This window comes from Nonomuraea mesophila (assembly GCF_004352805.1).
In the GTDB taxonomy this organism is placed as follows: domain Bacteria; phylum Actinomycetota; class Actinomycetes; order Streptosporangiales; family Streptosporangiaceae; genus Nonomuraea; species Nonomuraea longispora.
In genome coordinates, this window is the sequence record NZ_SMLD01000133.1 from 1 (window position 1) to 25717 (window position 25717).

Sequence of the window (25717 nt, forward strand, 5' to 3'; positions counted from 1 at the left end):
CCCGCGGCCCCGCCCGCCGGCCAGGTGAGCGCCGAGCTGCCGCCCGACCTGGTCGGCGCGCTGCGCGAGCTGGGACGGGCGGAGTCGGCCAGCCTGTTCATGGTGCTGCACGCGGCGCTCGCCACCCTGCTGTCCCGCCTCGGAGCCGGGGACGACATCCCCATCGGCACCCCGGCCTCGGGCCGCGCCGATCCCGTGCTGGACGACCTCGTCGGGTTCTTCGTCAACACCGTCGTGCTGCGTACGGACCTGTCCGGCGCGCCCACGTTCACCGAGCTGCTGCGCCGGGTGCGCGAGAGTGACCTGGCCGCGTTCGAGCACGCCGGCCTGCCCTTCCAGCAGGTGGTCGAGGCGGTCAACCCGGCGCGCGCGCAGGGCCGCAACCCGCTGTTCCAGGTGATGCTCGGCTACCTGCACCGGCCCGCCGGCCGCGGCACCGTGCTCGGCCTGCCGGTGGGGGAGGCGCCCGAGGTCGCCGCCGATCCGAAGGTGGACCTCAACGTCACCTTCGTCGACGGCGAGCCGTTCGAGGCGATCCTCGAGTACGACGCCGGCCGCTTCCGCCCCGCGACGGCCCGGCGGCTCGTCGACCGTCTCCTCGTGCTGCTCGGCGAGGTCGCCGCCCGGCCTGACCTGCCGGTCGGACAGGCTCGCGTGCTCGCCGGTGACGACCGTGCCGAGCTCGCCCGGTGGCAGAACGGCGGCCCGCCGCGGGCGGGCGGGCAGCCGTGGTACGAACGTTTCTCCGCCCAGGCCCGGCGCACCCCCGACGCCGACGCCTGCGTCTTCGCCGGCGAGACGATGAGCTACGCCGAACTCGACGCCGCCTCCGACGCCTTCGCCGCCCGGCTCGGCGGCCTCGGACCCGAGGACCTCGTCGGGATCGCCCTGCCGCGCTCGGCCGCGCTGCTGGTGGCCGTGCTCGGCGTGGCCAAGGCGGGCGCCGCCTACCTGCCCCTCGATCCCGCGTTCCCCGCCGAGCGGCTGCGGTTCATGGTGGCCGACGCGCGACCGGCCGCGATCGTGGTGGACGAGCACACCCGGGAGCTCTTCCCCGACGGCATCACGCCCTCCGGCGGGCCGGCCTCCTTCGTCCCTCCGCCGCGCGACCCGCGTTCGGCCGCGTACGTCATCTACACCTCCGGCTCGACCGGCCGTCCGAAGGGCGTGGTCGTGACCCAGCGCGACCTGGAGTGTCTCCTCGCCGCGCTGCCGGTGGCCGGGCCGGGCGAGCGGCTGCTCGCCGTGACGACGCTCTCCTTCGACATCTCCGTCCTGGAGCTGATGGGGCCGCTGACGGCGGGAGGCTGCGTGGTGCTGGCCTCCGGCGCGCAGGTGCGCGACCCGCACCTGCTGGCCGGGCTGCTGAGCAGGGAACGGATCACCGTCATGCAGGCCACGCCGTCGTTGTGGTCGACACTGCCGCCCGAGGCCGATCTGCGCGGCGTGCGCGTCCTGGCCGGCGGCGAGGCACTGCCGCCCTCCCTGGCCCGCGACCTGAGCGGACGCGCCGCCTCGGTGACGAATCTGTACGGCCCGACCGAGGTGACCGTGTGGGCCACCGCCGCGGCGGTCCGCGGGGACGAGCCCCCCACCCTCGGACGGCCCCTGCCGGGAACGACGGCGTACGTGCTGGACGCGGCGCTGCGCCCGGCGCCTCCCGGCGTCGCCGGGGAGCTGTATCTCGGCGGCGATCAGGTCGCCCGCGGCTATCTGCGCCGCCCCGGCCTGACCGCGTCCAGGTTCGTCGCCGATCCGTTCACCGGCGGGCGCATGTACCGTACCGGCGACCTGGCCCGCTGGAACGGCGGCGGCGAGCTGGAGTTCCTCGGCCGGGCCGACCACCAGGTCAAGGTGCGGGGCCACCGCGTCGAGCCGGGCGAGATCGAGGCGGTCGCGGCCACCTGCCCCGGCGTGTCGCAGGTCGCGGTCGCCGCCCGGCAGGACAGGCTCCTCGCGTACGTCACCGCCCCCGCGCCCGCGCTGCGCGACCACCTCGCGGAGCGGCTGCCCTCCTGGATGGTTCCCTCCGCCGTCGTCGTCCTCGACGAGCTGCCGCTCACCCCGAACGGCAAGGTGGACCGCGCCGCCCTGCCCGAGGTGGACCTCGCGCGGACGGCGGGCGGCACCGGGCCGCGCACGCGTACCGAGGCGGCCGTCTGCGCCGTCATGGAGGAGGTGCTGGGCACCGGGCCTGTCGGCGTGGACGACGACTTCTTCGCCCTCGGCGGCCACTCGCTGCTGCTCGTCCGCCTGGCCACCGCCCTGTGCGCCCGGCTGGGCGCGGACCTCCCGGTGGCGGACCTGTTCGCCGCCTCCACCGCGGCCGCCCTGGCCAGGCGGATCAGCGGCGGCGTGCCCGCGGCCGACGCCATGGCCGAACTGCTCACGCTGCGGCCGGGCGACGGCACCCGCCCGCCGCTGTTCTGCTTCCCGCCCGCGAGCGGGCTGAGCTGGCCCTTCGCCCCGCTCAAGCGCCACCTGCCCGAGGGCGTTCCCCTGTACGGGCTGCAGTCGCCCCGGCTGAGCCGCGACAGCGGCCTGCCCGAGAGCCTGGACGACCTCGCCGCCGAGTACGCGGGCCTCATCGCCGGCGTGGCCCCCGATGGGCCGCTCTCCCTGCTCGGATGGTCGTTCGGCGGCGCGGTCGCGCACAAGGTGGCCGTGCGGCTGGCGGCGGAGGGCCGCGACCTCCGCCTGCTCGGCATGCTCGACACGCCGGTGGAGGTGAGCGGCGGCGCGGGCGACGTGGCCGCGCTGCTGGCCGAGATGGGCTACCGGGTGCCGGACGCGCGCATGTCCGCCGCCGACGCCGTCGCCTTCCTGCGCTCCATGGACGACGGCGTCGCGGCGCTGGAGGACGAGCAGATCGAGCGGGTCGTGGAGAGCTACCTGGCCCATGACCGCATGCTGGCGCGGGCCCGGTATGACGTCTATCCCGGCGACGTGTTCTTCGTCGACGCGACCGTACCCGAGCAGGGGTTCACCGGCGCGGCCTCGAAGCGGTGGCGCCCCTACGTGGCGGGGGAGCTGCGCGTGGCCGAGATCGGGTGCCGGCATTCGGAACTGCTGGACGCCGGCACCCTGGAGATCCTCGGACCGCTGCTGGCCCGCCTCATGTGATGGCGGACAGGTCCTTGACCGGGGTCGAGGGGTCCATGTCGGCGGCGTTGGCGAGCTGCGGCACGAGCACGTCGAGCGCGTAGAGCAGCGCGTGGGGCCCGCTGTAGGACAGCGCGCCGCCGAGCGGGGTGGAGAAGTCCGTGTAGATCGTACGGTCGGTCTCGACCACCTTCAGCCGGGAGAAGACCGGCGACTTCAGCATCGTGGCCCTGGTCGCGCCGTTGACGAACAGCACGTCCCGGTCGATCAGGTCGAGCCGCTCCTCGCTGATCTCCTCCGACTCGCTCTGGGCGGCGAAGCCGAGCGCGTCGAACAGCGCACGGCGCGGGTCACGGGCTGGAATGAGCCAGTGCTGCCCGTTCTCCGGCCCGAAGTCCACCACGAGGACCTTCCCGGCGAACTCGGGATGCGCCTGCTTCGCCTCGGCGATCTTCGCGTTGACCTTGTCGACGAGCGCCCGCGCCTCGGCCGGCCTGCCGAGCGCCTTGCCCGTGGTGAGCGTCTGGACGTCCCACGGCGTCTGCTCGTCGGCGTAGTCGCCGGACTGGATCACCGTCGGCGCGATCTGGGAGAGCTTGTCGTACGTCTCCTTGTTGACGGTCTCGTAGATGGCGATGATCAGGTCGGGCCGCTGCTTGATGATGGCCTCGAAGTTCAGCTCCGCCGAGAACGTGGACAGCTTCCTGCCGCCCAGCGCCGCCTTGACCCAGGGGAAGTTCGCGTACTCGTCGAACCACGCGCGCGTGCTGACCGGCACCACGCCCAGCGCGAGCGCGAAGTCCTGGTCGTTCCACCCGACGGTGACGACCCGGGACGGCCGTGACTCGATCGTGGTGCTGCCGAACTTGTGGTCGATGGTGACCGGGAACGCGGCATCGGCCTGCGGGGCGGCGGCCTGCGGGGCCTCGGCCCGCGTGCCGGAGCAGGAGATCAGCGAGGCCGCCAGGAGGACCCCTGACACGGTGCTGACCAAGGCTCTCCTGAGCGCGCGGAAACTGATCATCTGTGGTCCTTCTGGCCAGGCGATGGGATGCAATTTAGGATAGCATTACCTAACATTGATCATGGGGAGCTGAAGATGCAGCGCATCCTGCTCGGCGGGAAGATCCACAGGGCCACCGTGACGCAGGCCGACCTCCACTACGTCGGGTCCATCACCATCGACAAGGACCTCATGGACGCGGCCGGGCTCATCGAGGGGGAGCAGGTCCACGTCGTCGACATCACCAGCGGCTCACGGCTGGTCACGTACGCCATCGAAGGGGAGGCGGGCTCGGGCGTCATCGGCATCAACGGGGCCGCCGCCCACCTCGTGTCCCCCGGAGACCTCGTGATCATCATGTCCTTCCGGCATGTGGCCGACGACGAGGCTGCCTCGTACGTCCCCTTGGTGGTGCACGTCGACGGACGCAACCGGATCGTCGGTCTCGGAGCCGACCTGGCCGCGCCGGTCCCCGGCTCGGCCGCCCAGGTCACCGGTCGGTGAGGTAGCCGCCCATCGTGCGGAAGACCTCCGTGGCGGGCAGGTCCGCGCCCGACTCCGTGCGGACCTGCTCGATCACCAGCCCGTGGCCGCGCCCTCTGTGGGCCTCCGGGCCGGCGACGATGACGACTCCGTCGCCCTCGCGGATGAACACCCGGCCGGGGGTCCCTCCGTACCGGCCCTTCGACACCGACGCCTTCAGCACGCGGATGCGCTCGCCCCGGTAGAAGGTGAAAGCGTTCGGGTACGGGTCGGACTGGGCGCGTACCAGTCGCTCGATGTCCTGCGCCGGCCGGCTCCAGACGATGCGGCCGTCCTCGACGGAGCGTTTGTGGAAGAAGCTGGCCTTCGACCGGTCCTGGGGGACCGGTGCGGCCCGGCCGCTGTCGATGAGCGTGAGCGCGTCCCGCACGATCGGCCCGATGAGGGCGACGGTCCGGTGGAACAGGTCCGTGGCCGTGTCGGAAGGGCCGACATGTACGGCTCGCTGCAGCACGATGTCGCCGGCGTCCAGCTCCTCGTCCATCAGGTGGGCGGTGACGCCCACCTCCTCCTCCCCGTTGATCAGCGCCCAGATCAGCGGCGAGAAGCCGGCGTAGGCGGGCAGCAGCGAGTCGTGCACGTTCAGCGTGCCGTGGCGGGGCAGCCGGAAGATCTCCGGCGGGATCCAGGTGCGCCAGTTGTTGGCGACGATGATGTCCGGCTCGGCCGCCTTGAGCGCGGTGACCAGCTCGTCGTCCGGCCTGGAGCGCAGCAGCACCGGGACGCCGTGCCCGGCGGCCAGGTCGGCCACCGAGTCGTCCCAGATCTTCTCGTAGGCGTGCTCGCTCCTGGGGTGCGTCACGGCGAGCACCACCTCGTGGCCGGAGTCCAGCAGTGCCTGCAACGTACGGTGTCCCCAGGTCTGGTAGCCGAACATCGCAACCCGCATGTGCGCCTCCTGTGAATAGGCCCTAATTAGGTGAGCCTAACCTAAATAAACGGTCGCGAGGAGGGTGGTCTCCTGGTTCCTGGACTCGGTTTCGGCGGGGCGGAAATTGCCGACGCCGAGTGGTAAAACCCCAGTTGACCGAAGATTTGCTGATCAATTAGTGTCTAACAGGTTACGGGCCAAACAAGCCGCTCCTTCGCAGCGAAGCCGTCAGCGGGCATCGGGTCCCCGCGCCCCGGGCCGGGCTTGTTTCGCCTCACTGATCGAGAGGCGGAGGCTGCCGTGTCGTTCACGCATCGGGCGACCGATCCCACAGGATCCCGCTCCACGGGCCACGGCGTGCCGGCACGAGACCGCGGCGGTGATCCCGTCGAGCGGCCACATCGTCAAGTGAATGAGGAAGTGCATGGCCAGTAGTGGTTTCAGCTACGCCGGCCCCGACGGGCTCGAGCACCTCAAGCGGGCCGGCATGAGGAGCCAGGACGCGGGCGACATACTCTACGAGATTCGCAGGTCGTTCGTCGCGCACGCGAAGGGCGACGTCAATTCGTACGCCCTGATCCAGGACGGCGCAGCGGAACTCGCCGGCGGCTACAACCAGTTCTTCCGCGACCTGTCCGACACCATGTACCGGCGGTCCAGCGCCCTGCGCAACGGCGGGAACAACCTGATCTACTCCGCCGCCAACTACGGCTGGAGCGATCGCCTCCTCCCGCCCGACGACCCGCCCCCCTTCCGGGAGAACGTCGAGCTGCCCGACCCCGGCACGCTGTCCGTGACGTTCAACGCCACCCTCGACCTGCTGGGCCTCGGCGACGACTACGAACGCAAGCTCGTCGAGATGCAGCAGGCGTGCCAGGAGACCGCCCACCGGCTCCGGCAGTTGCAGCCCGACATCGACGCGGTCGAGGACGAGGTCGAGAAGGCACGATGGGGCGGAGAGGCCGCCCAGACCTACCACGCGGCCTGGAGAGAGCACGTCAACCCGGCCGGCGGCCGGCACGAGGCCCAGACCTTGACGGAGTGGGCCGCGCGCTCCGAGCACTCCGCCGAGATCCTCGGCAACGCCGTCGAGGAGACCCAGAGGTCCAAGCACCTCGTCAAGCGCACCCTGCAGACGCTGGCCGCGATCGGCGTCATCATGGCCGGGGCGGCGATCCTCAACCCCGCGGTACGCGCCTTCCTCGTGAGGATGGCCCACACCCTCAGGCAGCGCGCCCTGCTGGTGATCAAACTCCTGCGCGCCAGGCTCAAGCAGCTCGGCAAGGGGTTCGGAACCAGCGTGGCTGGACGCGGCTCTGTGCTGAGCGGGTTCATGAAGAACGGGATCGGCGTCGTCGGCGCCAACTACGTCAACTCCTCGCTGGCGAACGCCGGCCGGGGCGTCGAAGATCCCTTCTCGGTCTCCCCTGGCATGCTGGGCACCCTGTCCTTCCTCCTTGGCCTCGGCGGCGCCTTCTCCCTCATGAAGAGGCTCGGCTCGGTCACCAGGTTCGCGCAGGCTCACCCTCTCGGGTTCAACATGGCGCTCGAACTCGGCATCAACGCCGGCGCCGCCACCGCACTCAGCATGATGTTCGAGAACAAGAGCTTCGGCGCCGCGCTCAAGGACGGCGTCATCGTCGGCGGCGTCAGTGCGGTCTTCGGCGCCGGATACTACGGACTGCTCCGTGACGCGACCGGCCTGAAGCACCTCGCCTGGCGCAACGCGGACAAGTGGGGACTCAAGAAACTCTGGCCCATCGACCCGAGCCGTGCGATGTCGGCCACCAACGTCCGCTACGGACGTGTTCTGCCCGGCAACCATCTTGCCCAGATGAAGCTCAGCGACGGCTCCAAGATCTGGCTCCCGAAGAACAGCCTCACCTACCGGGCCAGGCAGATCGCGCCGGTCAACGCCTTCCTCAACCTGAACCCCTTCTGGAAGGGCCGCATCCTCGGCCTCCTGCCTGGAACGATCAATTACACCCTGGTGCCCCGCGGCCAGAGCGAGCCCGTCGACCTGACGGTCCCGGACTACCGGAACTGGGAGAACAACTCCAGCGGCGAATCCTCCCGCTCCGCCGCCAGGTCACCGGTCGGCGCCACCACGCATACGGTGCAGTCCGGCGACACGCTGTGGGCGATCGCCCAGCGCGAATACGGCGACCCGCAGTACGCGTCGCTCCTCCAGCAGGCCAACTGGCAGCTCGACGGCATCGATCAGGGCAACCTGTCACCCGGGCAGAAGCTGATGATCCCGGAACTCGACAAGCAGAAGGCCTCCTAGGGACCCGTACGGCGCCTCACACGAGGCGCCGTACGGGGTCACCGGCGGGCACGTGCGGCGCCGTCCCGGGTCACCGGCGCCTGCCCCGGGAACGTTCCGGATGCGGGACGTCGTCGCCTGTTCCGCGGCCGAGTTGGGGGAAGGCGCCGAACACCTTCTCCTCCGCCTTGGCGACGACCGCGCGCCGCGCGTCGCGCACGGCCGCCAGAATCTCCTCCGCCAGCACGTGACTGTCCAGCCGCATGGCGCGGGGACCGATGCCGAGCTCGCGTACGCGCCCGTGCGCGTCCGCGGTCGCCGTGACGTGCCCGGACGCGTTCGTACCCGTGCCGACCAGGCTCTGCAGCTCGTCGTACTCCTTCTCCAGGAAGCCGGGCACGCGGCGCTCTTCTTCGTACTCGTCGTCCGCGCCGGACATCTCCAGCAGGCGGCGGAGTACGCCGCTCACCGCCCGCCCGTCCCGGTCGGACGCAAGGCTCTCGCCGAGCGGGTCCGGCGTGATCGAGGCGAGCCCGGCGCCGTCGAGCACCTCCTGCGCCTGCCGCCGCGCGTCCTGATGCGCCGCGTCGAGCACCGCGACCACATCCCCGGCGAGACGAACCGCGTCACGCCGCATCACGCGCGGATCGAGCGTGAGCGAGACGATCGCACCGTCGGCGTCGGCCTTGGCTTTGATCATCCCGTCGTCGCTCCGGCCGGCACCGCCGACCTCGCGATCACGATCCCGCGCCGCCAAGGACTCCCGCACCATCTGCTCGACCTTGCCGTTGATCGCAGCCAGGATCTCGCGATCGTCATCCCGTCCGGAGGGCGTAGCCATGCGGCACTCCAATGATCACGCGTCTCTTTCAGCGCGCCAGTTTAGGACATCCGGCATGCCGTGGATCTGCGCTGGGCCCCCAACAGCCCGGATGAGGGCCGGATCCGGCGGTCGAGCCACCCGGCGCCCTCGCGCCCGGGCGTCACCCGGCAGGCGGGCACGCCCCGAACTCACGGCCCATGATGGCGAAGACGGCTCCGCCCGCGGCGGAGACTTGATGGCGTGACGGGTGCCTGTGCGCAGTCGGCACGGTGACCGGCGCGTACGGCACGTGGGTGGGGCAGAGGTGCCGGAAGCGGGATTCGAACCCGCACGCCCTTTCGAGCAGACGCTTTTGAGGCGTCCATGTCTGCCATTCCATCATTCCGGCCGATATTTCCGGACTTGTCCGGATCAGCACTGTACTCCGCCGCCGAAGATGATCAGCGACGGGCACCAGCGTGGATCTAATCTACCGGACGTCTGTACTCTTGCGCTCGTGAGTACGCAGCGGCGAGTGGTGATCGCGGAAGACGAGGCGCTGATCCGCCTCGACCTCAAGGAGATGCTCCAGGAGGACGGCTACGTCGTCGTGGGGGAGGCCGGTGACGGTGAGCAGGCGATCCGGCTGGCCGATGAGCTGAGACCCGATCTCGTCATCCTCGACGTCAAGATGCCCGTGCTCGACGGCATCTCCGCGGCCGAGCGCATCGTCGGCGAACGCATCGCCCCGTGCCTCATCCTGACCGCGTTCTCCCAGCGTGACCTGGTCGAACGAGCCAGGGACGCGGGAGCGATGGCCTACCTGGTCAAGCCGTTCACGAAGGCCGACCTGGTGCCGGCCATCGAGATGGCGGTCAGCAGGCACGAGGAGATGGTGGCGCTGGCCGCCGAGGTGTCGAACCTGTCGGAGCGGCTGGAGACGAGGAAGCTGGTCGAGCGGGCCAAGGGGCAGCTCATGACGCAGCACGGCTGGAGCGAGCCTCAGGCGTTCAGGTGGATCCAGAAGGCGTCGATGGACCGGCGGCTGAGCATGCGCGAGGTTGCTCAGATCGTTATGGACGACGCGGCCGATCGCGGCTGAGGCGCTCGTGCCGCGCTCGGCGTGGGGTCCCGCGACGGCGGCCGGCGCAGCGTCGGCCTGTGCGCCTCGGTGCTGGACCGCCCGGTAGCGGGTGGCGTGGCGCGGGGCGGTGCCACGTGGGGCTGCGTGGTGTCCGGCTGCGGCCAGGGGCGCGTGCTGGGCCGTGGTCGTGATCGCGCCGGGCCGCGAGTAAACCTCTTATGTCCCAACTTTCCCACCATTCCGGCCAGAGTCCTGAAATTTCGGCTCGAGGGTGTTCCTTGTGCGAACTGTCCGTAACTGTCGCGAAACATTCCATTACGATGGGTATTTAGGACATTACGAATCAGCATAAAAGCCGTGTAACAACCCCCGGCCGTCCCATCCGAGAGGCATCCTGAACTCGGAGAACCCGGCGAAGGGGACGTTCCTTCGCTGAGATTGGGGGAGTCTTTTATATGATCCGCATTGCTCCAGCGGGACGCCTGCTGGCCGTCGCGGCCGCGGCGAGCCTGGCCCTGACGGCCTGTGGCGGCGGTGGCGACGGCACGTCGGCGCAGCAGTCCGAGCCGGCGTCGTCCACCGAGTCCTCCGCCCCCGCGGCGAAGGGCGACGGCACGCTGACCCTCGGCACGGTGCTGCCGCAGACCGGTTCGCTGGCGTTCCTCGGCCCGCCCGAGTTCGCCGGCGTCGACCAGGCCGTCAAGGAGATCAACGACGCCGGGGGCGTGCTCGGCAAGCCGGTCAAGGCGGTCCACACCGACTCGGGGGACACGACGACGAACATCGCGTCGCAGTCGGTGGACAAGCTGCTGGCGCAGAAGGTGGACGCGATCGTGGGCGCGGCGTCGTCGTCGGTGTCGGAGTCGATCATCGACAAGGTGACGGGCGCCGGGGTGGTGCAGTTCTCGCCGGCCAACACCTCCGACAAGTTCACCACGATCAAGGATCACGGCCTGTACTTCCGTACCGCGCCGCCGGACAAGCTGCAGGGCCGCGTGCTGGGCGACCTGATCGCCGCCGACGGCAACGACACCATCGGCATCCTCGCCATGCAGGACTCGTACGGCTCGGGCCTGGCCGACCAGGTCACCAAGACCGCCGAGGAGGCCGGGGCCAGCGTCGTGGAGCGGGTCGACTACGACCCGAAGGCGCCGGAGTTCTCCGCCGACGTGGCACGGATCAAGGCCAAGAACCCGAAGGCGGTCGTGCTGATCGGCTTCGAGGAGGGGGCCAAGGTCATCGCGGAGCTGGTCAAGCAGGGCATGCCGGCCGACAAGGTCAAGTGGTACATGGTGGACGGCAACATGTCGAACACCAACTACCTGAAGATGCCCAAGGGCACGCTCACGGGCGTCAAGGGCACCATCCCGGGCGCGGAGGCTCCCGACGACTTCAGGAAGAAGCTCAAGAAGCTCAACCCCGAACTCGACGACTTCACGTACGCGGCGGAGTCGTACGACGCGGCGAACCTGATCGCGCTGGCCGCCGAGGCGGCGAAGGACGACTCCGGCGCGTCGATCGCGTCCAAGCTGGCCGAGGTCAGCAAGGGCGGCGAGAAGTGCAAGAGCTTCAAGGAGTGCGCCGCCCTGCTGAAGGACGGCAAGGACATCGACTACGAGGGCGTCAGCGGCCCGGTCGAATTCGACGACGCCGGAGACCCGGCGGTCGCCACGATCGGCATCTACCAGTACGGCGACGACAACACCTACGACACCAAGGCGCTGGAGTACCGCACCGGCAACATCCAGGGCTGACCTCGGTCCGGCCGCTGAGCGCCCGCGAACGGCGGGTAGCTCAGCGGCCGAAGCCGCACGCCCTGAAGGCGAAGCCGATCAGGCGGTCCTGCAGCGGCTTGGGCGGCGCCACGACGATGACGCGCTCCTCGCCCCCGTCGATGCTCGCCCGCACGGGGAACTGGAAGGCCTTCTTGGCCTCGCCGAACGCGTGGCCGTCGCAGCGGGCGGGGGTGAGCTCGACCGGGATCTCCAGGCGCTGCTCGGCGGACGGCAGCGCACCGAGGGAGCGTCCGTCGTAGGCGACGTTGTAGTGCGTCGTGCCGCCCATGGCGGCCAGCTTCACCGCTCCGGCGCCGCGCCGGGTGACGATCAGCTCGCCGCGCATGACCTTGCCGGACTCCGTCCACTCCTGGCCGAACGTGATGCTCACGGCCTGCCGGACGAGGTACTCCGAGCACTCGTCGCGCAGCAGCCGGGCCAGCAGCGGGTCGGGGTGGGGCAGGTCGAAGGTCACTTCGCGCAGCGGTTCCGAGCCGACGCGGAGGTGGGCCACGACGGTGGCGGGCCGCAGCTGCGGCAGGCCGCCGGAGGAGCACCTGGCGGCGCCGTACGGGATGGGCAGGTCGGTGCGCTCGGTTCTGCCGATGGCCGCGCCGGCCCTGCTCGCGGGCACCGTACGGAACGACGGCGTCACCAGCTGGACGTCGGCGAAGTAGACCGGGGTGTCCCGGGTATTGCGCACGGCCACCTGGAGCCGGTGGGCCGGCTCGTCGGAACGCCATTGCCCGAGTGTGACGGAGACGCCGTCGGGCGGGCCAGAAGGAGCCGGCGCAGGCGGCTCCGAGGAACCGCAACCGGCGAGAAGGGCCACCATGGCCAAGAATGTGGTAACGCGCTTCACCTGACGCAGATTAAAGCCGCTTCCGCAGGTCCGTAAGTTGAGGACTGATTACGACTCCGCATCCAAGTGCCGACAGTTCTTCGCGGCATCTAGTTGGAGCACGCGGGAGTTTTGTACGTTTCCGTCATTCGATCGGGAACGTTCGGCGGTGCTGACGGATCCCCGGCCTGAAATGAAGGAGACACTTCATGATCCGCATTGCTCCCGTGGGACGGGCGCTGGCTGTCGCGGCTGCCACCAGCCTGGCCCTGACAGCCTGCGGTGGTGGCGGCGACACGGCCACGCAAGCTTCCGAAAGTGCCGCGCCTGCCTCGTCCTCGTCCTCGGCGCCGGCTGCGGCGAAGGGTGACGGCACGCTCACGCTCGGCACGCTGTTGCCCCAGACCGGTTCGCTGGCGTTCCTCGGCCCGCCCGAGTTCGCGGGGGTGGACCTCGCGCTCAAGGAGATCAACGAGGCCGGGGGCGTGCTCGGCAAGCCTGTTGAGAAGTTCGACACCGACTCGGGCGACACGACGACCAACATCGCGTCGCAGTCGGTGGACAAGCTGCTGGCGCAGAAGGCCGACGCCATCATCGGCGCCGCCTCGTCGTCGGTGTCGGAGTCGGTGATCGACAAGATCACGGGCGCCGGGGTGGTGCACTTCTCGCCGGCCAACACCTCCGACAAGTTCACCACGATCAACGACCACGGCCTCTACTTCCGCACCGCGCCGCCGGACAAGCTGCAGGGTCGCGTGCTCGGCGACCTCGTGGTGTCCGACGGCAACGACACGGTCGCCATCATGGCGATGCAGGACTCCTACGGCACCGGCCTGGCCGACCAGGTGGAGAAGACCGTCACCGAGGCCGGCGCCCAGGTGGTCGAGCGGGTCGACTACGACCCGAAGGCGCCCGACTTCTCCGCCGACATCGCCAAGATCAAGGCCAAGAACCCGAAGGGCGTCGTCCTGATCGGCTTCGAGGAGACCGCGAAGGTCATCGGCGAGCTGGTCAAGCAGGGCATGCCGGCCAGCAAGCACAAGTGGTACATGGTGGACGGCAACATGTCGAACACCAACTACGTGAAGATGCCCAAGGGCACGCTCGAGGGCGTCAAGGGCACCTACCCCGGCGCCTCGGCCCCCGACTCCTTCCGGAAGGACCTCGTCGAGGTCGACCCCAAGCTGGAGGACTTCACCTACGCTCCCGAGTCCTATGACGCGGCCAACCTGATCGCGCTGGCCGCCGAGGCCGCCAAGAGCGACGCGGGCGCCGACATCGCGGCCAAGCTGGCCGAGGTCAGCAAGGGCGGCGAGAAGTGCAAGAACTTCAAGGAGTGCGTCGACCTGCTGAAGGCCGGCAAGGACATCGACTACGACGGCATCAGCGGCCCGGTCGAGTTCAACGAGGCCGGTGACCCGGCGGTCGCCACGATCGGCATCTACCAGTACGGCGACGACAACAAGTACCCGGTCAAGGCGCTCGAATACCGCACCGGCAACATCGAGGGCTGAGCCCGGATCAACCGCGTGAACGTCGAAGGGCCCGGTCGTGAGACCGGGCCCTTCCCCGTCATCCGCAGTCGGCCACGATCTGGTCGGCGGCCGCGCGGTAGCGCTTGAGCAGCGCCACCCGGCGCTCGCGTGGCACGTCGTTCCTGGACGGTCCCGCGGTCGTCGTCTCGAGGGTCTCCGCGGCCCCGCTCAGCGAGCCGGGCAACCGGCCGCCGAACTCCCGCGCGATGCCGTGCACCTCGGCCAGGCGGCCGGTCAGGGCGTCCTCGAAGTGCTGGCGGTCCTCCTGGCCCTTCGGGCCCAGCAGAGGCCGGAGCGCGACTGTCGCGAAACGGTTCACATCGGTCATCAAAAACGGCGGAAGGGCTCATCGGGAGCCCTTCCGCCGTTTCCGCCGGACGCGGATCTACGCCTTGGCCAGCGTGCCGAGGTAGAGCTCGATGACCTTGGGGTCGTCGGCGAGCTGCCGGCCGGTGCCGGTGTAGGCGTTGCGGCCCTGGTCGAGCACATAGCCGCGGTGGCAGATCTGCAGGCAGCGGCGCGCGTTCTGCTCCACCATGATGACCGTCACGCCTGCCTTGTTGATCTGCTGGGCCTGGATGAACACCAGGTCCTGCAGCTTGGGCGACAGCCCGGCGGACGGCTCGTCGAGCAGCAGCACCGAGGGCTCGGTCATCAGGGCCCTCGCCATCGCCACCATCTGCCGCTCACCGCCGGACAGGGACCCGGCGCGCTGCTTGCGACGCTCCCTGAGCGCGGGGAACAGCTCCGACACGAACGCGAAGCGCTCCTTGAACTTCCCCGGTGTCTGGAAGGCCCCCATCTCGAGGTTCTCCTCGATGGTGAGGCTGGGGAAGACGTTGTTGGTCTGGGGGACGTAGCCGACCCCGCGGGCGACCAGCGTGTGCGCCTTCATGTTCGTGATGTTCTCGCCCTTGAGCAGCACCGTGCCGCTGCGGATGTTGACGAGCCCGAACATGGCCTTGAGCAGGGTCGACTTCCCGGCGCCGTTGGGGCCGATGATGCCGATCAGCTCGCCGTCCTTGACGTAGAGGTCGGAGCCGTTGAGGATGTTGACGCCCGGCAGGTAGCCGGCGATCAGCTCGTCGCACCGGAGCACGGCGTCCTCGGCGCCTTCCAGGTGCGCACTGCGGTCGGTGACGGCCGCCTTCGACTCTGGGCCGGCGTTCACTTCTGCGTCTCCTCCTCGATCTCGGCCTCAAGCGCGGCCTCGGCCTGGTGCAGCTGCTCCTCCAGCTCGCCCTCGGACAGCGGCGCGTCGTGGTGGGCGCCCAGGTAGGCGTCGATCACCCGCTCGTCGGACATGATCGTCGCGGGCGGGCCCTCGGCGATGACCGCGCCCTGGGCCATGACGATCACCCAGTCGCTGATGTCGCGGACCATGTCCATGTCGTGCTCGACGAACAGCACCGTCATGCCCTGCTCGCGCAGGTCCTTGACGTGGCCGAGCAGCGACTGGGTCAGCGCGGGGTTGACGCCCGCCATGGGCTCGTCGAGCATGACCAGCTCGGGGTTGACCATGAGCGCGCGGGCCATCTCCAGCAGCTTGCGCTGGCCGCCGGACAACGATCCGGCGAAGTCGTCGCGCTTGGCGTCGAGCTTGAAGCGGACCAGCAGCTCTTCGGCCCGGCCGGTGATCTCGTCCTCCTGGCCGCGCCACACGGCCGGCACGAGCGCACGCCAGAAGTTCTCGCCCTTCTGCTGCTGGGCTCCGAGCCGCATGTTCTCCAGCACCGTCAGGCGCGAGAGCGCCTTGGTGAGCTGGAACGTGCGCACCATGCCGCGCCGGGCCACCTTGTGGGCGGGCACGCCGTTCATGGGCCGTCCGTTGAACGTCCATGTGCCGGAGTCGGCCGTGTCGAAACCGGTCAGCTGGTTGAAGAACGTGGTCTTGCCGGCGCCGTTGGGGCCGATCAGCGCCGTGATGGAGCCGCGCTGGATCTCCACGTGGCCGACGTCGACGGCCGTCAGACCGCCGAAGCGGCGTACGACGTTGTCCACCACCAGGATGGGGTCGGGTTTCGGCACGCCGGGGTCGCGGGCCAGGTCTTTGAAGGCGGCAAGGGCGGCCGCCTTCCTGTCGGTGCTCATGGTCTCAGCGTGCATCGATTGCGATCTCCCTCTTGTCACCGAAGATGCCCTGTGGCCGGTAGACAAGCAACAGGATCAAGCCGGCGCCGACCAGGATCCAGCGCAGGGCGCCGACCTGGTTGGTGTCCATGAAGGTGATGTACCCAACGCGGACGGCCTCGGAGAGCACACCGTAGATGAGCACGAGCAGGACCCAGAACAGCATCGAGCCGATGACCGGGCCGAGCACGCGGGCCGCGCCGCCGAGGATGACCATCGTGTACATGTAGAACGTCGTCTCGGTGCCGAACACGTCGGGCTGCACCGAGGCATAGCCCAGACCGTAGATGAAGCCGCCCATGCAGCCGATGACGCCGCCGAGCACCAGCGCCTGCATCTTGTAGGAGAAGACGCTCTTGCCGAGGCTGCGCACGGCGTCCTCGTCCTCGCGGATGGCCTTGAGCACGCGGCCCCACGGGCTCTTCATCAGCAGGTGCACCACCAGGCAGGCCAGGGCGATCAGCACCCAGCCGATGGTGATCACCCACATCGTACGGTGGTTGAAGAACAGCGGGATGGGGCCGAGGTTGAAGCCGTAGTTTCCCGCGGGATAGGGATTGAGCGCGTAGAAGCCCTCGGTGAAGCCGCGGTGGCCGTCGGAGCCGCCGAAGACGTCCTTGAACTGCACCGAGCGGAAGACGAGCCGGACGATCTCGGCCGCCGCGATGGTGACGATGGCGAGGTAGTCGGCGCGCAGCTGGAGCGTCGGTATGCCCAGCAGGAACGCCAGGATCACCGCCGCGAGCAGGCCGAAGATGACGCCGACCCAGAACGGCATGCCGAGGACGACGACGGTGACCGCCAGGCCGTAGCCGGCCACACCCATGAACGCGGCCTGGCCGAAGTTGAGCAGGCCGGTGTAGCCGAAGTGGATGTTGAGACCGATGGCGGCGATGCCGTACAGCACCGTCTCGACGCCGACCGCGGCCTTGATGGTGGTGCTGAAGATCGTGATCCAGTCCATTCTGATCCTCCCCGGTCAGCCGATCCGCTCGCGGCGGCCGAGGATGCCCTGCGGCCGGACGAGGAGCACGATGATGAGAATGGCGAGCGCGCCGACGCTCTTGAGCTCCGGAGGCACCCACAGCGTCGAGACCTGGATGAACAGGCCGACCACCAGCGACCCGATCAGGGCGCCGAACGCGGTGCCGAGCCCGCCGAGCGTCACGCCGGCGAAGATGAGCAGGAGCATCTCCTGGCCCATCGTGTATTTCAGGTTCTGGGAGAGGCCGAGCATGATGCCCGCGAGCGCGGCGATGGCGCCGCCCATCGTCCAGATGATGCGCACGACCCGGTCGACGTTGATGCCGGACGACGACGCGAGCGCCGGGTTGTCGGCCACCGCGCGGGCCGCCTTGCCGGTGCGGGTGCGCAGGAGCGCGATGCCGACGATGATGAGCACGACCAGCTCGATGCCCATGGCGACGAGGTTCTTCGGCGCGGCCGAGATCGGCCCGAGCTGCATGCCGGGTTGCGCGTTGTACTGCGTGTACGCCTCGGTCTGGCCGCCGAAGACGATCAGGAACAGGTAGCGCAGGAAGAGCGCGACGCCGATCGAGATGATCATCATGGCGATGATGCCGGTGCCGCGCCTGCGCAGTTGCCCCCAGAAGAAGCGGTCCTGCATATAGCCGAGCAGGCCGGCGACGATGACGGCGATGGCCGCGGCCGGGATGAGATGAAGGCCCATGCCCGCGTTGAACCCGTAGGCGAGGATCGCGCCGAGGGTGACCAGCTCGCCGTGGGCGAAGTTGGTCAGGCCGGTCGTGCCGTAGATGAGCGACAGGCCGAGCGCGGCCAGGGCGATGATCAGGCCGAGGTTGAAGCCCTCGAAGGTGAGCTGCGCGGCGCGGGTCCAGAACGCGCTGTTTTCGGTGCTCTCCTGCGTCTGGTCCTGTCCTTCACCGCCCTTCGGCTGGAGGGGGAAGAGGGCGGTGGAGCAGTTGCCCTCATGGACGCTCAGCGTGCGGACGTTCGTGCCGCCGCGCGGCTGGGCGTTCTGCGGAAGGCTGCCGAGATCCAAGGTGACTTTGTACCTGCCTGGATCCTCGACCTGGACATCCCATCTGCCTTGAGCGTCGGTGGTGGCCTCCGCGACGGGCTTGCCGTCCTCGGTGGTCACGGAGATTTTGGCGCCGTTCACTGGCTGGCCTTGGAAGTTGAGTGTTCCCCTCAAGCCCTGGCAGTCGGCCGGGCCCGCGTGGGCGGGGCCGGCGAGCAGGAAGACGAGTCCACCCAGGAAGGCCGTGAACGCGATCACGGCTCTGCGCAATGGTGCTCCCTCGAAAATAGGTCAAGGCGGGGTGTTGCCCCTCCATCTCGACACGCGCGCATCGCAGGCACAACTGGGATGCAATGGCGGGAGCTTATTCCGGGTGCGCCCGTTTCAGTATCGTTCGTCACCAATTAGTGACATGTGTGTGTCACTGATGTGAGCAACCAACGAGCAGGTCAGGGGCGCAATCGAGGGAGACGCCTGACGCGTCGGGAAAACGTCAGATAACGATCGCTGTGGATGTCGACGAGCCCGCGGGGCGGCCTTTGGGGCCGTGTAAGGCTTCCCCGGCCGTACACGTTTTCTACTGGGCCTCCCCGCGGGCTGTTCGGACAACCGTAGCGACCCGCGGGGGGCGTACGCAAAGGCTGGGCGCAAGTGAACTTCGTGTCAGCGGTCGCGCAGCATGCAGGTGAGGCGAGAGGTGCAGACGCGACGTCCCTGCTCGTCGCTGATCTCGATGTCGTACGTCGCCAGCGTCCGGCCCGCGTGCAACCGGGTCGCGACGCCCGTCACGTGGCCGGAGCTCGCGGAGCGGTGGTGGGTCGCGTTGATCTCGATGCCCACGGCGATGCGATCGGGTCCGGCGTGGATCGCCGCCGCCACCGAGCCCAGGGTCTCGGCCAGCACCACGGACGCCCCGCCGTGCAGCAGGCCGTACGGCTGCGTGTTGCCCTCGACCGGCATCCGGCCGGACACCCGCTCGGGCGTGGCCTCGAGGAACTCGATGCCCATCCGCGCGGGGAGCGTGCCCGCGTGCATGTCGACGACCATCGCTACATCCATGGGATTGGTCTGTGTCAAAGGGACGTCTCCACTCTTCCGAGCTCAGGTTTTCTGTCGCAGACGCAGACTAGGCTGCGGGTGTGCCGAAGAGTGAAGTGACCCCCAGCCGCCCGTGCCTGTTGCTGCTTGATGGGCATTCCCTGGCCTATCGCGCGTTCTACGCGCTCAAGGACGCCAACCTGATGACCACCGACGGTCAGCACACCGAGGCGGTCTACGGGTTCACCTCGATGTTGACCAACATCCTGCGCGACGAGCAGCCGACCCACGTGGCGGTGGCCTTCGACAGGTCGGAGCCGACGTTCCGCCATGAGGAATACTCCGACTACAAGGCCAACAGGAGCGAGACGCCCGAGGACTTCCGCGGGCAGATGCAGCTCATCTTCGAGCTGCTCGACACGCTGCGCGTCCCGCGGTTGTCCAAGGCCGGCTTCGAGGCCGACGACCTCATCGCGACCCTGGCCACCCGGGCCTCCGCGGAGGGCATGAACGTCCTGATCGTCACCGGCGACCGCGACGCGCTCCAGCTGGTCGACGAGAACGTCACCGTCCTGATGACCCGGCGCGGCATCAGCGACATGACGAGGTTCACGCCCGAGGCGGTGCAGGAGAAATACGGGCTGACCCCCGCGCAATACCCCGACTTCGCGGCGCTGCGCGGCGACCCCAGCGACAACCTGCTCAGCATCCCCAGTGTCGGGGAGAAGACGGCGGCCAAGTGGGTGCGCGAGTTCGGCTCGCTGACCGCGCTGGTCGACCGGGTCGACGAGGTCAAGGGCAAGGTCGGCGACAAGCTGCGCGAGCACGTCGCCCAGGTGCTGATGAACCGGCGGCTCACCGAGCTGCTGCGCGACGTCCCGCTCGAGGTCCAACCCGGCGAGCTCACGCAGGGCACGTGGGAGCGCGAGGAGATCAACAAGCTGTTCGACACGCTGCAGATCCGCGGCGAGCTGCGCGAGCGCGTGTTCAAGGTGCTCGGCACCGGCGAGCAGGAGCCCGAGCAGGGCTTCGAGGTGGAGACGGTGCTGCTCGGCCCCGACCGCGTCGCGGGCTGGCTGTCGGCGTTGCCCGCCGGCCGCGCGGGCCTGGCCTTCAGGGGCATCTACGGCAGCGGCAGCGGGCGCATCGAGGGCATCGCCATCGCCTCGCCCGACGGCACGGCCGCCTACGTCGACCCCGTCAAGCTCACCGAGGCCGACGAGACGGCCCTGCGCGCCTGGCTGGGCGACGACGCCCGCCCCAAGGCCGTCCACGACGCCAAGGGCCCCATCCTGGCCCTGTGGGCGCAGGGCATGGAGCTGCGCGGCCTGAGCTGCGACACCGCGCTGGCCGCCTACCTCGCGATGCCGGGGCAACGCACGTTCGCCCTGGAAGACCTGGCCAGGCGCTACCTCAACCGCGACCTGCGCGCCGAGGAGGAGTCCGACGGCCAGGCCGCGCTGTTCGGCGACGACGAGGACGCCCCGGCCAAGGACCTCGCGCTGCGCGCCCACGCCGTGCGCGAGCTGGCCGACTCCCTGGAGACCTTCCTCGAAGGCAGGGGCGGCACCCAGCTCCTGGCCGACGTGGAGCTGCCGCTGCTGTCGGTGCTGGCCGAGATGGAGCGCGCCGGCATCGCCGTCGACAGCGAATACTTCGCGGGCCTGGAGGCCGAGTTCGGCGCCGCGGTCAAGCACGCCGTCGAGGAGGCGCACCGCTCGGTCGGCGAGCAGTTCAACCTCGGCTCGCCCAAGCAGCTGCAGGAGATCCTCTTCGTCCGGCTCAACCTGCCCAAGACGAAGAAGATCAAGACCGGCTGGAGCACCGACGCCGACCAGCTCGCCTGGCTGGCCACCCAGACCGAGCACGAGCTGCCCACGATCATGCTGCGCCACCGTGACCAGGCCAAGCTCCGCATCACCGTCGAGGGCCTGATCAAGGAGATCGCCGACGACGGGCGCATCCACACCACGTTCAACCAGACCATGGCCGCCACGGGCCGGCTGTCGTCGGAGAAGCCCAACCTGCAGAACATCCCGATCCGCACCGCGGAGGGCCGCCGCATCCGGCAGGGCTTCGTGGTCGGCGAGGGCTACGAGACGCTGCTGACGGCCGACTACAGCCAGATCGAGCTGCGCATCATGGCCCACCTGTCGGGCGACGAGTCGCTGATCGAGGCGTTCGAGTCGGGCCACGACTTCCACCAGGCCACCGCCGCGAGAGTGTTCGACCTGCCGCCCGAGCAGATCGACGGCGAGCTGCGCGCCCGCATCAAGGCGATGAACTACGGCCTGGCCTACGGCCTGTCCGACTTCGGGCTCGCCCAGCAGCTCAACATCCCGGTGGCCGAGGCCCGGGCGCTGAAGGAGGAATACTTCACCGAGTTCGGCGGCGTGCGCGACTTCCTGCACGCCATCGTCCAGCAGGCCCGCGCCGACGGCTACACCGAGACCATCATGGGCCGCCGCCGCTACCTCCCCGACCTCACCAGCGACAACCGCCAGCGCCGCGAGATGGCCGAGCGCATGGCGCTCAACGCCCCCATCCAGGGCTCGGCGGCCGACATCATCAAGGTCGCCATGCTCCACGTCCGGCAGGCGCTCGGCGAGGAGGGGCTGGCCTCCCGGATGTTGCTGCAGGTCCACGACGAGCTGGTGTTCGAGGTGGCGCCCGGCGAGCTGGAGCCGCTCACGCAGCTCGTCCGCGACCAGATGAACGCCGCCTACCACCTGCGCGTGCCACTGGAGGTCTCCGTGGGCGTCGGGCGCACCTGGGAGGACGCCGGTCACTGACCCGGCCGACGACCTGGCGGGCCGCCCGCCGTGGGCGGTCTGCACTAATCTGATCGTGATTCTCACCCGAGCGGCCCGGGAGTTCTGTGCGGTTACCAGCGTCTCTCACGCGGATCATCGGCGTTGCGAACGTGGTGGTGATAACGGTCGCGATCATCGGGCTGAGCCTGTTACCCGACGAGCCGCGGCCGCACGCACGGCCGGACGACGCCGCCGAGGTGGGCGCCGGCCCTCGGCAGTCCACCCCGTCGGCCGGCCCGCCGCCCAGCCCGTCACCCGTGGGCCAGCCGCCCGGCGTCGTGTCCACGCCCGAGTTCGCCCGCCAGGTGCGCGCCAACGAGGCGGGCCTGGTGCCGATCCTGATGTACCACCGCATCACCCCCGAACGGCGGGCCTCCATCGACCGGACCCCCGGCCAGCTCAGGAAGGAGCTGGAGCGGCTGGCGAAGGAGGGCTACGTGCCGATCACGGCCGGCGAGTTCGCCACCGGCGACATCAGGGTGCCGGCGGGGAGGTTCCCCGTCGTGCTGACGTTCGACGACGGGCATCCCAGCCACTTCGCCCTCGACGCCGCGGGCAACCCCGCTCCCGGCACGGCCGTGGCCGTGATCCAGGAGGTCGCCAGGAAACACCCGTCCTTCCGGCCGGTGGCCACGTTCTGGATCAACAAGGAGCCGTTCGGGCTGCGCGACAGGCCCTCGCAGACGGTGGCCGTGCGGTGGCTGGCCGACCACGGCTACGAGGTCGCCAACCACACCTGGAGCCATCCCGACCTACGGGCGATCAAGCGCAGGAAGGTGCGCGAGCAGATCGTCCGGCTCGAACGCCTGCTGAAGGAGCTGGGCGTGTCTCCCTCCAGGACCATGGCGCTGCCGTACGGCTCGCTGCCCCGCGGGAAGAAGCCCGCGCGGACCGGCGCGTGGGACGGCACCCGTTATGATTTCGCCGGCGTGTTCCTCGCCGGAGCCGAGCCGTCGGTTTCGCCCTACGCGAAAAAGTTCGACCGGGGAGCGATTCAGCGCATCCAGAGCAACGCCAGAAAGGGCGAGTGCCGCAAGTGGTGCTCGGACTACTGGCTCGGCTGGCTGCGTAAGCACCCTGGTGAGCGCTACGTCTCTGACGGAGACCCCGATCGGATCTCCATCCCGAAGAGACTACGCGGTAATATCGACGCCAAGCGGGGGCGCAAGGTCATCGCCTACTGACGCCTCCCTGGATTGACCCGGTGGCCAACGTCTCATATGCTGATCGCTGCGCTGTGGGCTCGCGCGCGCCTCAGACGGAGCGGGCTCGCGCTCGGTCACGTCGATGTCGTCATTCCTCGGCTTGATGCGGAAGAGGGCCTGCCGCGCGTCCGCCACATCGACATCCTGTCCGCGTTCGGAGCAATTCCACACATGACGTCCAGCACTGAGGCCACCTCGAGCACCCCGCAGGTAGCGGTCAACGACATCGGGTCCGAGGAAGCCTTCCTCGCAGCGATCGACGAGACCATCAAGTACTTCAACGACGGCGACATTGTCGAGGGCACCGTCGTCAAGGTCGATCGAGACGAGGTCCTTCTCGATATCGGCTACAAGACCGAGGGTGTCATTCCCTCGCGCGAGCTTTCGATCAAGCACGATGTCGACCCTGCTGACGTCGTGGAGGTCGGCGAACACGTCGAGGCCCTGGTTCTCCAGAAGGAGGACAAGGAGGGTCGCCTGATCCTGTCCAAGAAGCGCGCCCAGTACGAGCGCGCCTGGGGCACGATCGAGAAGATCAAGGACGAGGACGGCATCGTCACCGGCACCGTCATCGAGGTCGTCAAGGGTGGTCTCATCCTCGACATCGGCCTCCGTGGCTTCCTTCCGGCGTCCCTGGTCGAGATGCGGCGTGTCCGCGATCTGCAGCCGTACGTCGGCCGCGAGCTCGAAGCCAAGATCATCGAGCTCGACAAGAACCGCAACAACGTGGTCCTGTCGCGCCGTGCCTGGCTGGAGCAGACGCAGTCCGAGGTTCGCCAGACGTTCCTCAACACCCTCCAGAAGGGCCAGGTCCGCAAGGGCGTCGTCTCCTCGATCGTCAACTTCGGCGCCTTCGTCGACCTCGGCGGCGTCGATGGTCTGGTCCACGTGTCCGAGCTGTCCTGGAAGCACATCGACCACCCGTCCGAGGTCGTCGAGGTGGGCCAGGAGGTCACGGTCGAGGTCCTCGACGTCGACATGGAGCGCGAGCGCGTCTCCCTGTCGCTCAAGGCCACGCAGGAAGACCCGTGGCAGCAGTTCGCCCGCACCCACCAGATCGGCCAGGTCGTGCCGGGCCGCGTCACCAAGCTGGTGCCGTTCGGCGCGTTCGTCCGGGTCGAGGAGGGCATCGAGGGCCTGGTCCACATCTCCGAGCTGGCCGAGCGCCACGTGGAGATCCCGGAGCAGGTCGTCCAGGTCGGCGACGAGATCTTCGTCAAGATCATCGACATCGACCTCGACCGCCGTCGCATCAGCCTGTCGCTGAAGCAGGCCAACGAGGGTGTCGGCACCGAGGTCGAGTTCGACCCGACCCTCTACGGCATGGCGGCCACCTACGACGACCAGGGCAACTACATCTACCCCGAGGGCTTCGACCCGGAGACGGGCGAGTGGCTCGAGGGCTTCGACAAGCAGCGTGAGGAGTGGGAGCGGCAGTACGCCGAGGCCCAGCAGCGCTTCGAGGCCCACAGGAAGCAGATCGAGGAGGCCCGCAAGGCCGAGGCGGAGGCCGGCGAGGCCGCTCCTTCGTCCTACAGCGGCGGCGACTCGCAGGCCCAGTCGGGCGGCGGCTCGTCCTCGGCTCCCGCCAGTGGTGCGCTCGCCTCCGACGAGGCGCTCGCGGCCCTGCGCGAGAAGCTCGCCGGCGGCCAGAGCTGACCTCTGCCTGAGGCTGCGGCTCGATCCCTGGCCTGAACGAAGAACCCCGCACGGAGCACCGTGCGGGGTTCTTCGTCTCCGGCCGCCTTCGCGGGTGCGCCCCCAACACTTCCGGTACGCGGTCCGGCTCAGTGACGCACAGGCGGCACCCACCTGTACGCCATCCTCCGGACGGTCTGCCCCGAGCGGTGGAGCGGGCGTCATCGCGGAAACACTTCCGCCGCAAGGGATCCTGGGCGCCGGGCATGAACGTCATCAAGCGCATTCACCGGACATCCTCGTGGAGAGGTTCAAGGAGTTCGGCGGGTAGGGGGCGGGGTCCGAGCCCGTCGAACGCGACCTGGGGCCGGCCGACGCGAGCCTCTCTGGTTGACCGGCACCGGTGGGTCGTCGTCGTGGCCCTGCTACGAAGGCGCCGTGGGGCAGCCCATCGACCAGCGCGCCGTACCGACCGGGGTGACACACGGCGAGCCGGCGGTGATGCGGCGGATCGCCGAACGCGGCAACGACATCGTCTCCTGGGGACGGGCGCACGGCCCAGCCACATGGTCGCCATTGCGGCGCCGGACTCTCTGGCGGCGGGCATACGCGCCGCTTTCCGGACGATCCGCGAAGCCGGCCGGGAAAACCTCTGACGGCCTTCGGCGAAGCCGTCCACCGGCCCGCGGAGCGCTGACAGACTGCTGACCTGCGCTGTCGGCACAATTCTGCAGGAGCGGCACGGTGGGCAAGGGTCAGCGAAGGTTGCGGATGACGGTCGTACCGGCGTTGGCGCTGGCGGTCGCGCCGGGAACCGTTCCCGCGGTCATACCGGCGACCGCCGCCACAGCGGGCACACGGGGCATCCCGATCGCGACGGGCGCGGGCGTCCTACCCGTGGTGCCGGGCGCGGGTGTCCTACCTGTCGTGCCGGGCGCGGGTGTCGTGCCGAACGTGGCGGCGGTGGGTGTGGTGTCGGGCGCGGCGGGCGCGAGTGGCAGGGGCGCGGCGGGCGTGGCGACCGTGGGTGTGGTGACGGGCTTGGTGGGCGTGGGCGGCGGCGGTGTCG

20 protein-coding genes and 1 tRNA gene are annotated in these 25717 nt (G+C 69.4%); 10 read left to right on the plus strand and 11 right to left on the minus strand.

Going from position 1 to position 25717, the window contains the following annotated elements:
* The coding region (locus E1295_RS35265) for a non-ribosomal peptide synthetase (protein ID WP_132637434.1) at window positions 1-3123 on the plus strand (3123 nt) is incomplete at its 5' end.
* Here the strand turns inward: E1295_RS35265 and E1295_RS35270 are convergent.
* Window positions 3116-4126: an ABC transporter substrate-binding protein gene (locus E1295_RS35270; RefSeq protein ID WP_132637436.1), complete on the minus strand. Its 1011-nt coding sequence runs from the start codon at window positions 4124-4126 to the stop codon at window positions 3116-3118. The two genes, E1295_RS35265 and E1295_RS35270, sit on opposite strands and share 8 nt — an antisense overlap.
* Window positions 4127-4201: 75 nt before the next feature.
* Between E1295_RS35270 and panD the strand changes: the two genes are divergently transcribed.
* Entirely contained in the window at window positions 4202-4609 is a 408-nt protein-coding gene (gene panD, locus E1295_RS35275) for an aspartate 1-decarboxylase (protein ID WP_132637438.1), read from the plus strand.
* On the opposite strand, the gene E1295_RS35280 is transcribed toward panD, so the two are convergent.
* Window positions 4596-5537: a methionyl-tRNA formyltransferase gene (locus E1295_RS35280; RefSeq protein WP_132637440.1), complete on the minus strand. Its 942-nt coding sequence runs from the start codon at window positions 5535-5537 to the stop codon at window positions 4596-4598. The two genes, panD and E1295_RS35280, sit on opposite strands and share 14 nt — an antisense overlap.
* A gap of 406 nt (window positions 5538-5943) precedes the next feature.
* Between E1295_RS35280 and E1295_RS35285 the strand changes: the two genes are divergently transcribed.
* A complete protein-coding gene (locus E1295_RS35285; protein ID WP_132637442.1) occupies window positions 5944-7806 on the plus strand; it encodes a LysM peptidoglycan-binding domain-containing protein in 1863 nt (620 codons plus the stop codon).
* Window positions 7807-7876: 70 nt separating this feature from the next.
* Here the strand turns inward: E1295_RS35285 and E1295_RS35290 are convergent, their stop codons facing one another.
* Both E1295_RS35290 and E1295_RS35295 read right to left on the minus strand, forming a co-directional pair.
* Window positions 7877-8626: a YbaB/EbfC family nucleoid-associated protein gene (locus E1295_RS35290; RefSeq protein ID WP_132637444.1), complete on the minus strand. Its 750-nt coding sequence runs from the start codon at window positions 8624-8626 to the stop codon at window positions 7877-7879.
* Between the two features lie 287 nt (window positions 8627-8913).
* Window positions 8914-8996, minus strand: a tRNA-Leu gene (locus E1295_RS35295).
* Window positions 8997-9122: 126 nt separating this feature from the next.
* Here E1295_RS35295 and E1295_RS35300 point away from each other — a divergent pair.
* Together E1295_RS35300 and E1295_RS35305 are read left to right on the plus strand one after the other, a co-directional pair.
* On the plus strand, window positions 9123-9689 hold the full coding sequence (locus tag E1295_RS35300; RefSeq protein WP_220449047.1) for an ANTAR domain-containing response regulator: 567 nt from the start codon (window positions 9123-9125) through the stop codon (window positions 9687-9689).
* Between the two features lie 437 nt (window positions 9690-10126).
* Complete coding sequence (locus E1295_RS35305) at window positions 10127-11425, plus strand: ABC transporter substrate-binding protein (protein WP_132637448.1); 1299 nt, start codon at window positions 10127-10129, stop codon at window positions 11423-11425.
* 40 nt (window positions 11426-11465) lie between these two features.
* Here E1295_RS35305 and E1295_RS35310 read toward each other — a convergent pair whose 3' ends face one another.
* Window positions 11466-12281: a hypothetical protein gene (locus tag E1295_RS35310; protein ID WP_132637450.1), complete on the minus strand. Its 816-nt coding sequence runs from the start codon at window positions 12279-12281 to the stop codon at window positions 11466-11468.
* Between the two features lie 215 nt (window positions 12282-12496).
* Between E1295_RS35310 and E1295_RS35315 the strand changes: the two genes are divergently transcribed.
* Window positions 12497-13801: an ABC transporter substrate-binding protein gene (locus tag E1295_RS35315; RefSeq protein WP_132637452.1), complete on the plus strand. Its 1305-nt coding sequence runs from the start codon at window positions 12497-12499 to the stop codon at window positions 13799-13801.
* Window positions 13802-13859: 58 nt separating this feature from the next.
* Here the strand turns inward: E1295_RS35315 and E1295_RS35320 are convergent, their stop codons facing one another.
* The 6 genes from E1295_RS35320 to E1295_RS35345 all read right to left on the minus strand — a co-directional run bounded on the left by E1295_RS35320 (window position 13860) and on the right by E1295_RS35345 (window position 19013).
* Entirely contained in the window at window positions 13860-14150 is a 291-nt protein-coding gene (locus E1295_RS35320) for a hypothetical protein (RefSeq protein WP_132637454.1), read from the minus strand.
* A 57-nt stretch (window positions 14151-14207) separates the two neighbouring features.
* Entirely contained in the window at window positions 14208-14993 is a 786-nt protein-coding gene (locus E1295_RS35325) for an ABC transporter ATP-binding protein (RefSeq protein ID WP_132637456.1), read from the minus strand.
* Window positions 14990-15913 (minus strand): ABC transporter ATP-binding protein, encoded by a 924-nt coding sequence (locus E1295_RS35330; protein ID WP_246080734.1) that lies wholly within the window; start codon window positions 15911-15913, stop codon window positions 14990-14992. The genes E1295_RS35325 and E1295_RS35330 overlap by 4 nt, the downstream gene beginning before the upstream one ends.
* A gap of 4 nt (window positions 15914-15917) precedes the next feature.
* A complete protein-coding gene (locus tag E1295_RS35335) occupies window positions 15918-16916 on the minus strand; it encodes a branched-chain amino acid ABC transporter permease (RefSeq protein WP_132637460.1) in 999 nt (332 codons plus the stop codon).
* A 15-nt stretch (window positions 16917-16931) separates the two neighbouring features.
* Window positions 16932-18224 (minus strand): branched-chain amino acid ABC transporter permease, encoded by a 1293-nt coding sequence (locus tag E1295_RS35340; protein WP_246080736.1) that lies wholly within the window; start codon window positions 18222-18224, stop codon window positions 16932-16934.
* A 393-nt stretch (window positions 18225-18617) separates the two neighbouring features.
* The gene (locus tag E1295_RS35345; protein ID WP_246080738.1) at window positions 18618-19013 is read right to left on the minus strand and encodes a PaaI family thioesterase; all 396 of its coding nucleotides are present in this window, start codon (window positions 19011-19013) and stop codon (window positions 18618-18620) included.
* A gap of 80 nt (window positions 19014-19093) precedes the next feature.
* Here E1295_RS35345 and polA point away from each other — a divergent pair, with 80 nt between their 5' ends.
* The 4 genes from polA to E1295_RS49175 all read left to right on the plus strand — a co-directional run.
* Complete coding sequence (polA, locus tag E1295_RS35350) at window positions 19094-21784, plus strand: DNA polymerase I (protein WP_132637462.1); 2691 nt, start codon at window positions 19094-19096, stop codon at window positions 21782-21784.
* A 131-nt stretch (window positions 21785-21915) separates the two neighbouring features.
* The gene (locus E1295_RS35355; RefSeq protein WP_246080740.1) at window positions 21916-22989 is read left to right on the plus strand and encodes a polysaccharide deacetylase family protein; all 1074 of its coding nucleotides are present in this window, start codon (window positions 21916-21918) and stop codon (window positions 22987-22989) included.
* A gap of 192 nt (window positions 22990-23181) precedes the next feature.
* On the plus strand, window positions 23182-24669 hold the full coding sequence (rpsA, locus tag E1295_RS35360) for a 30S ribosomal protein S1 (RefSeq protein WP_132637466.1): 1488 nt from the start codon (window positions 23182-23184) through the stop codon (window positions 24667-24669).
* 750 nt (window positions 24670-25419) lie between these two features.
* Window positions 25420-25717, plus strand: a 298-nt coding sequence (locus E1295_RS49175) for a hypothetical protein (RefSeq protein WP_425465380.1), incomplete at its 3' end; no start/stop codon positions are given.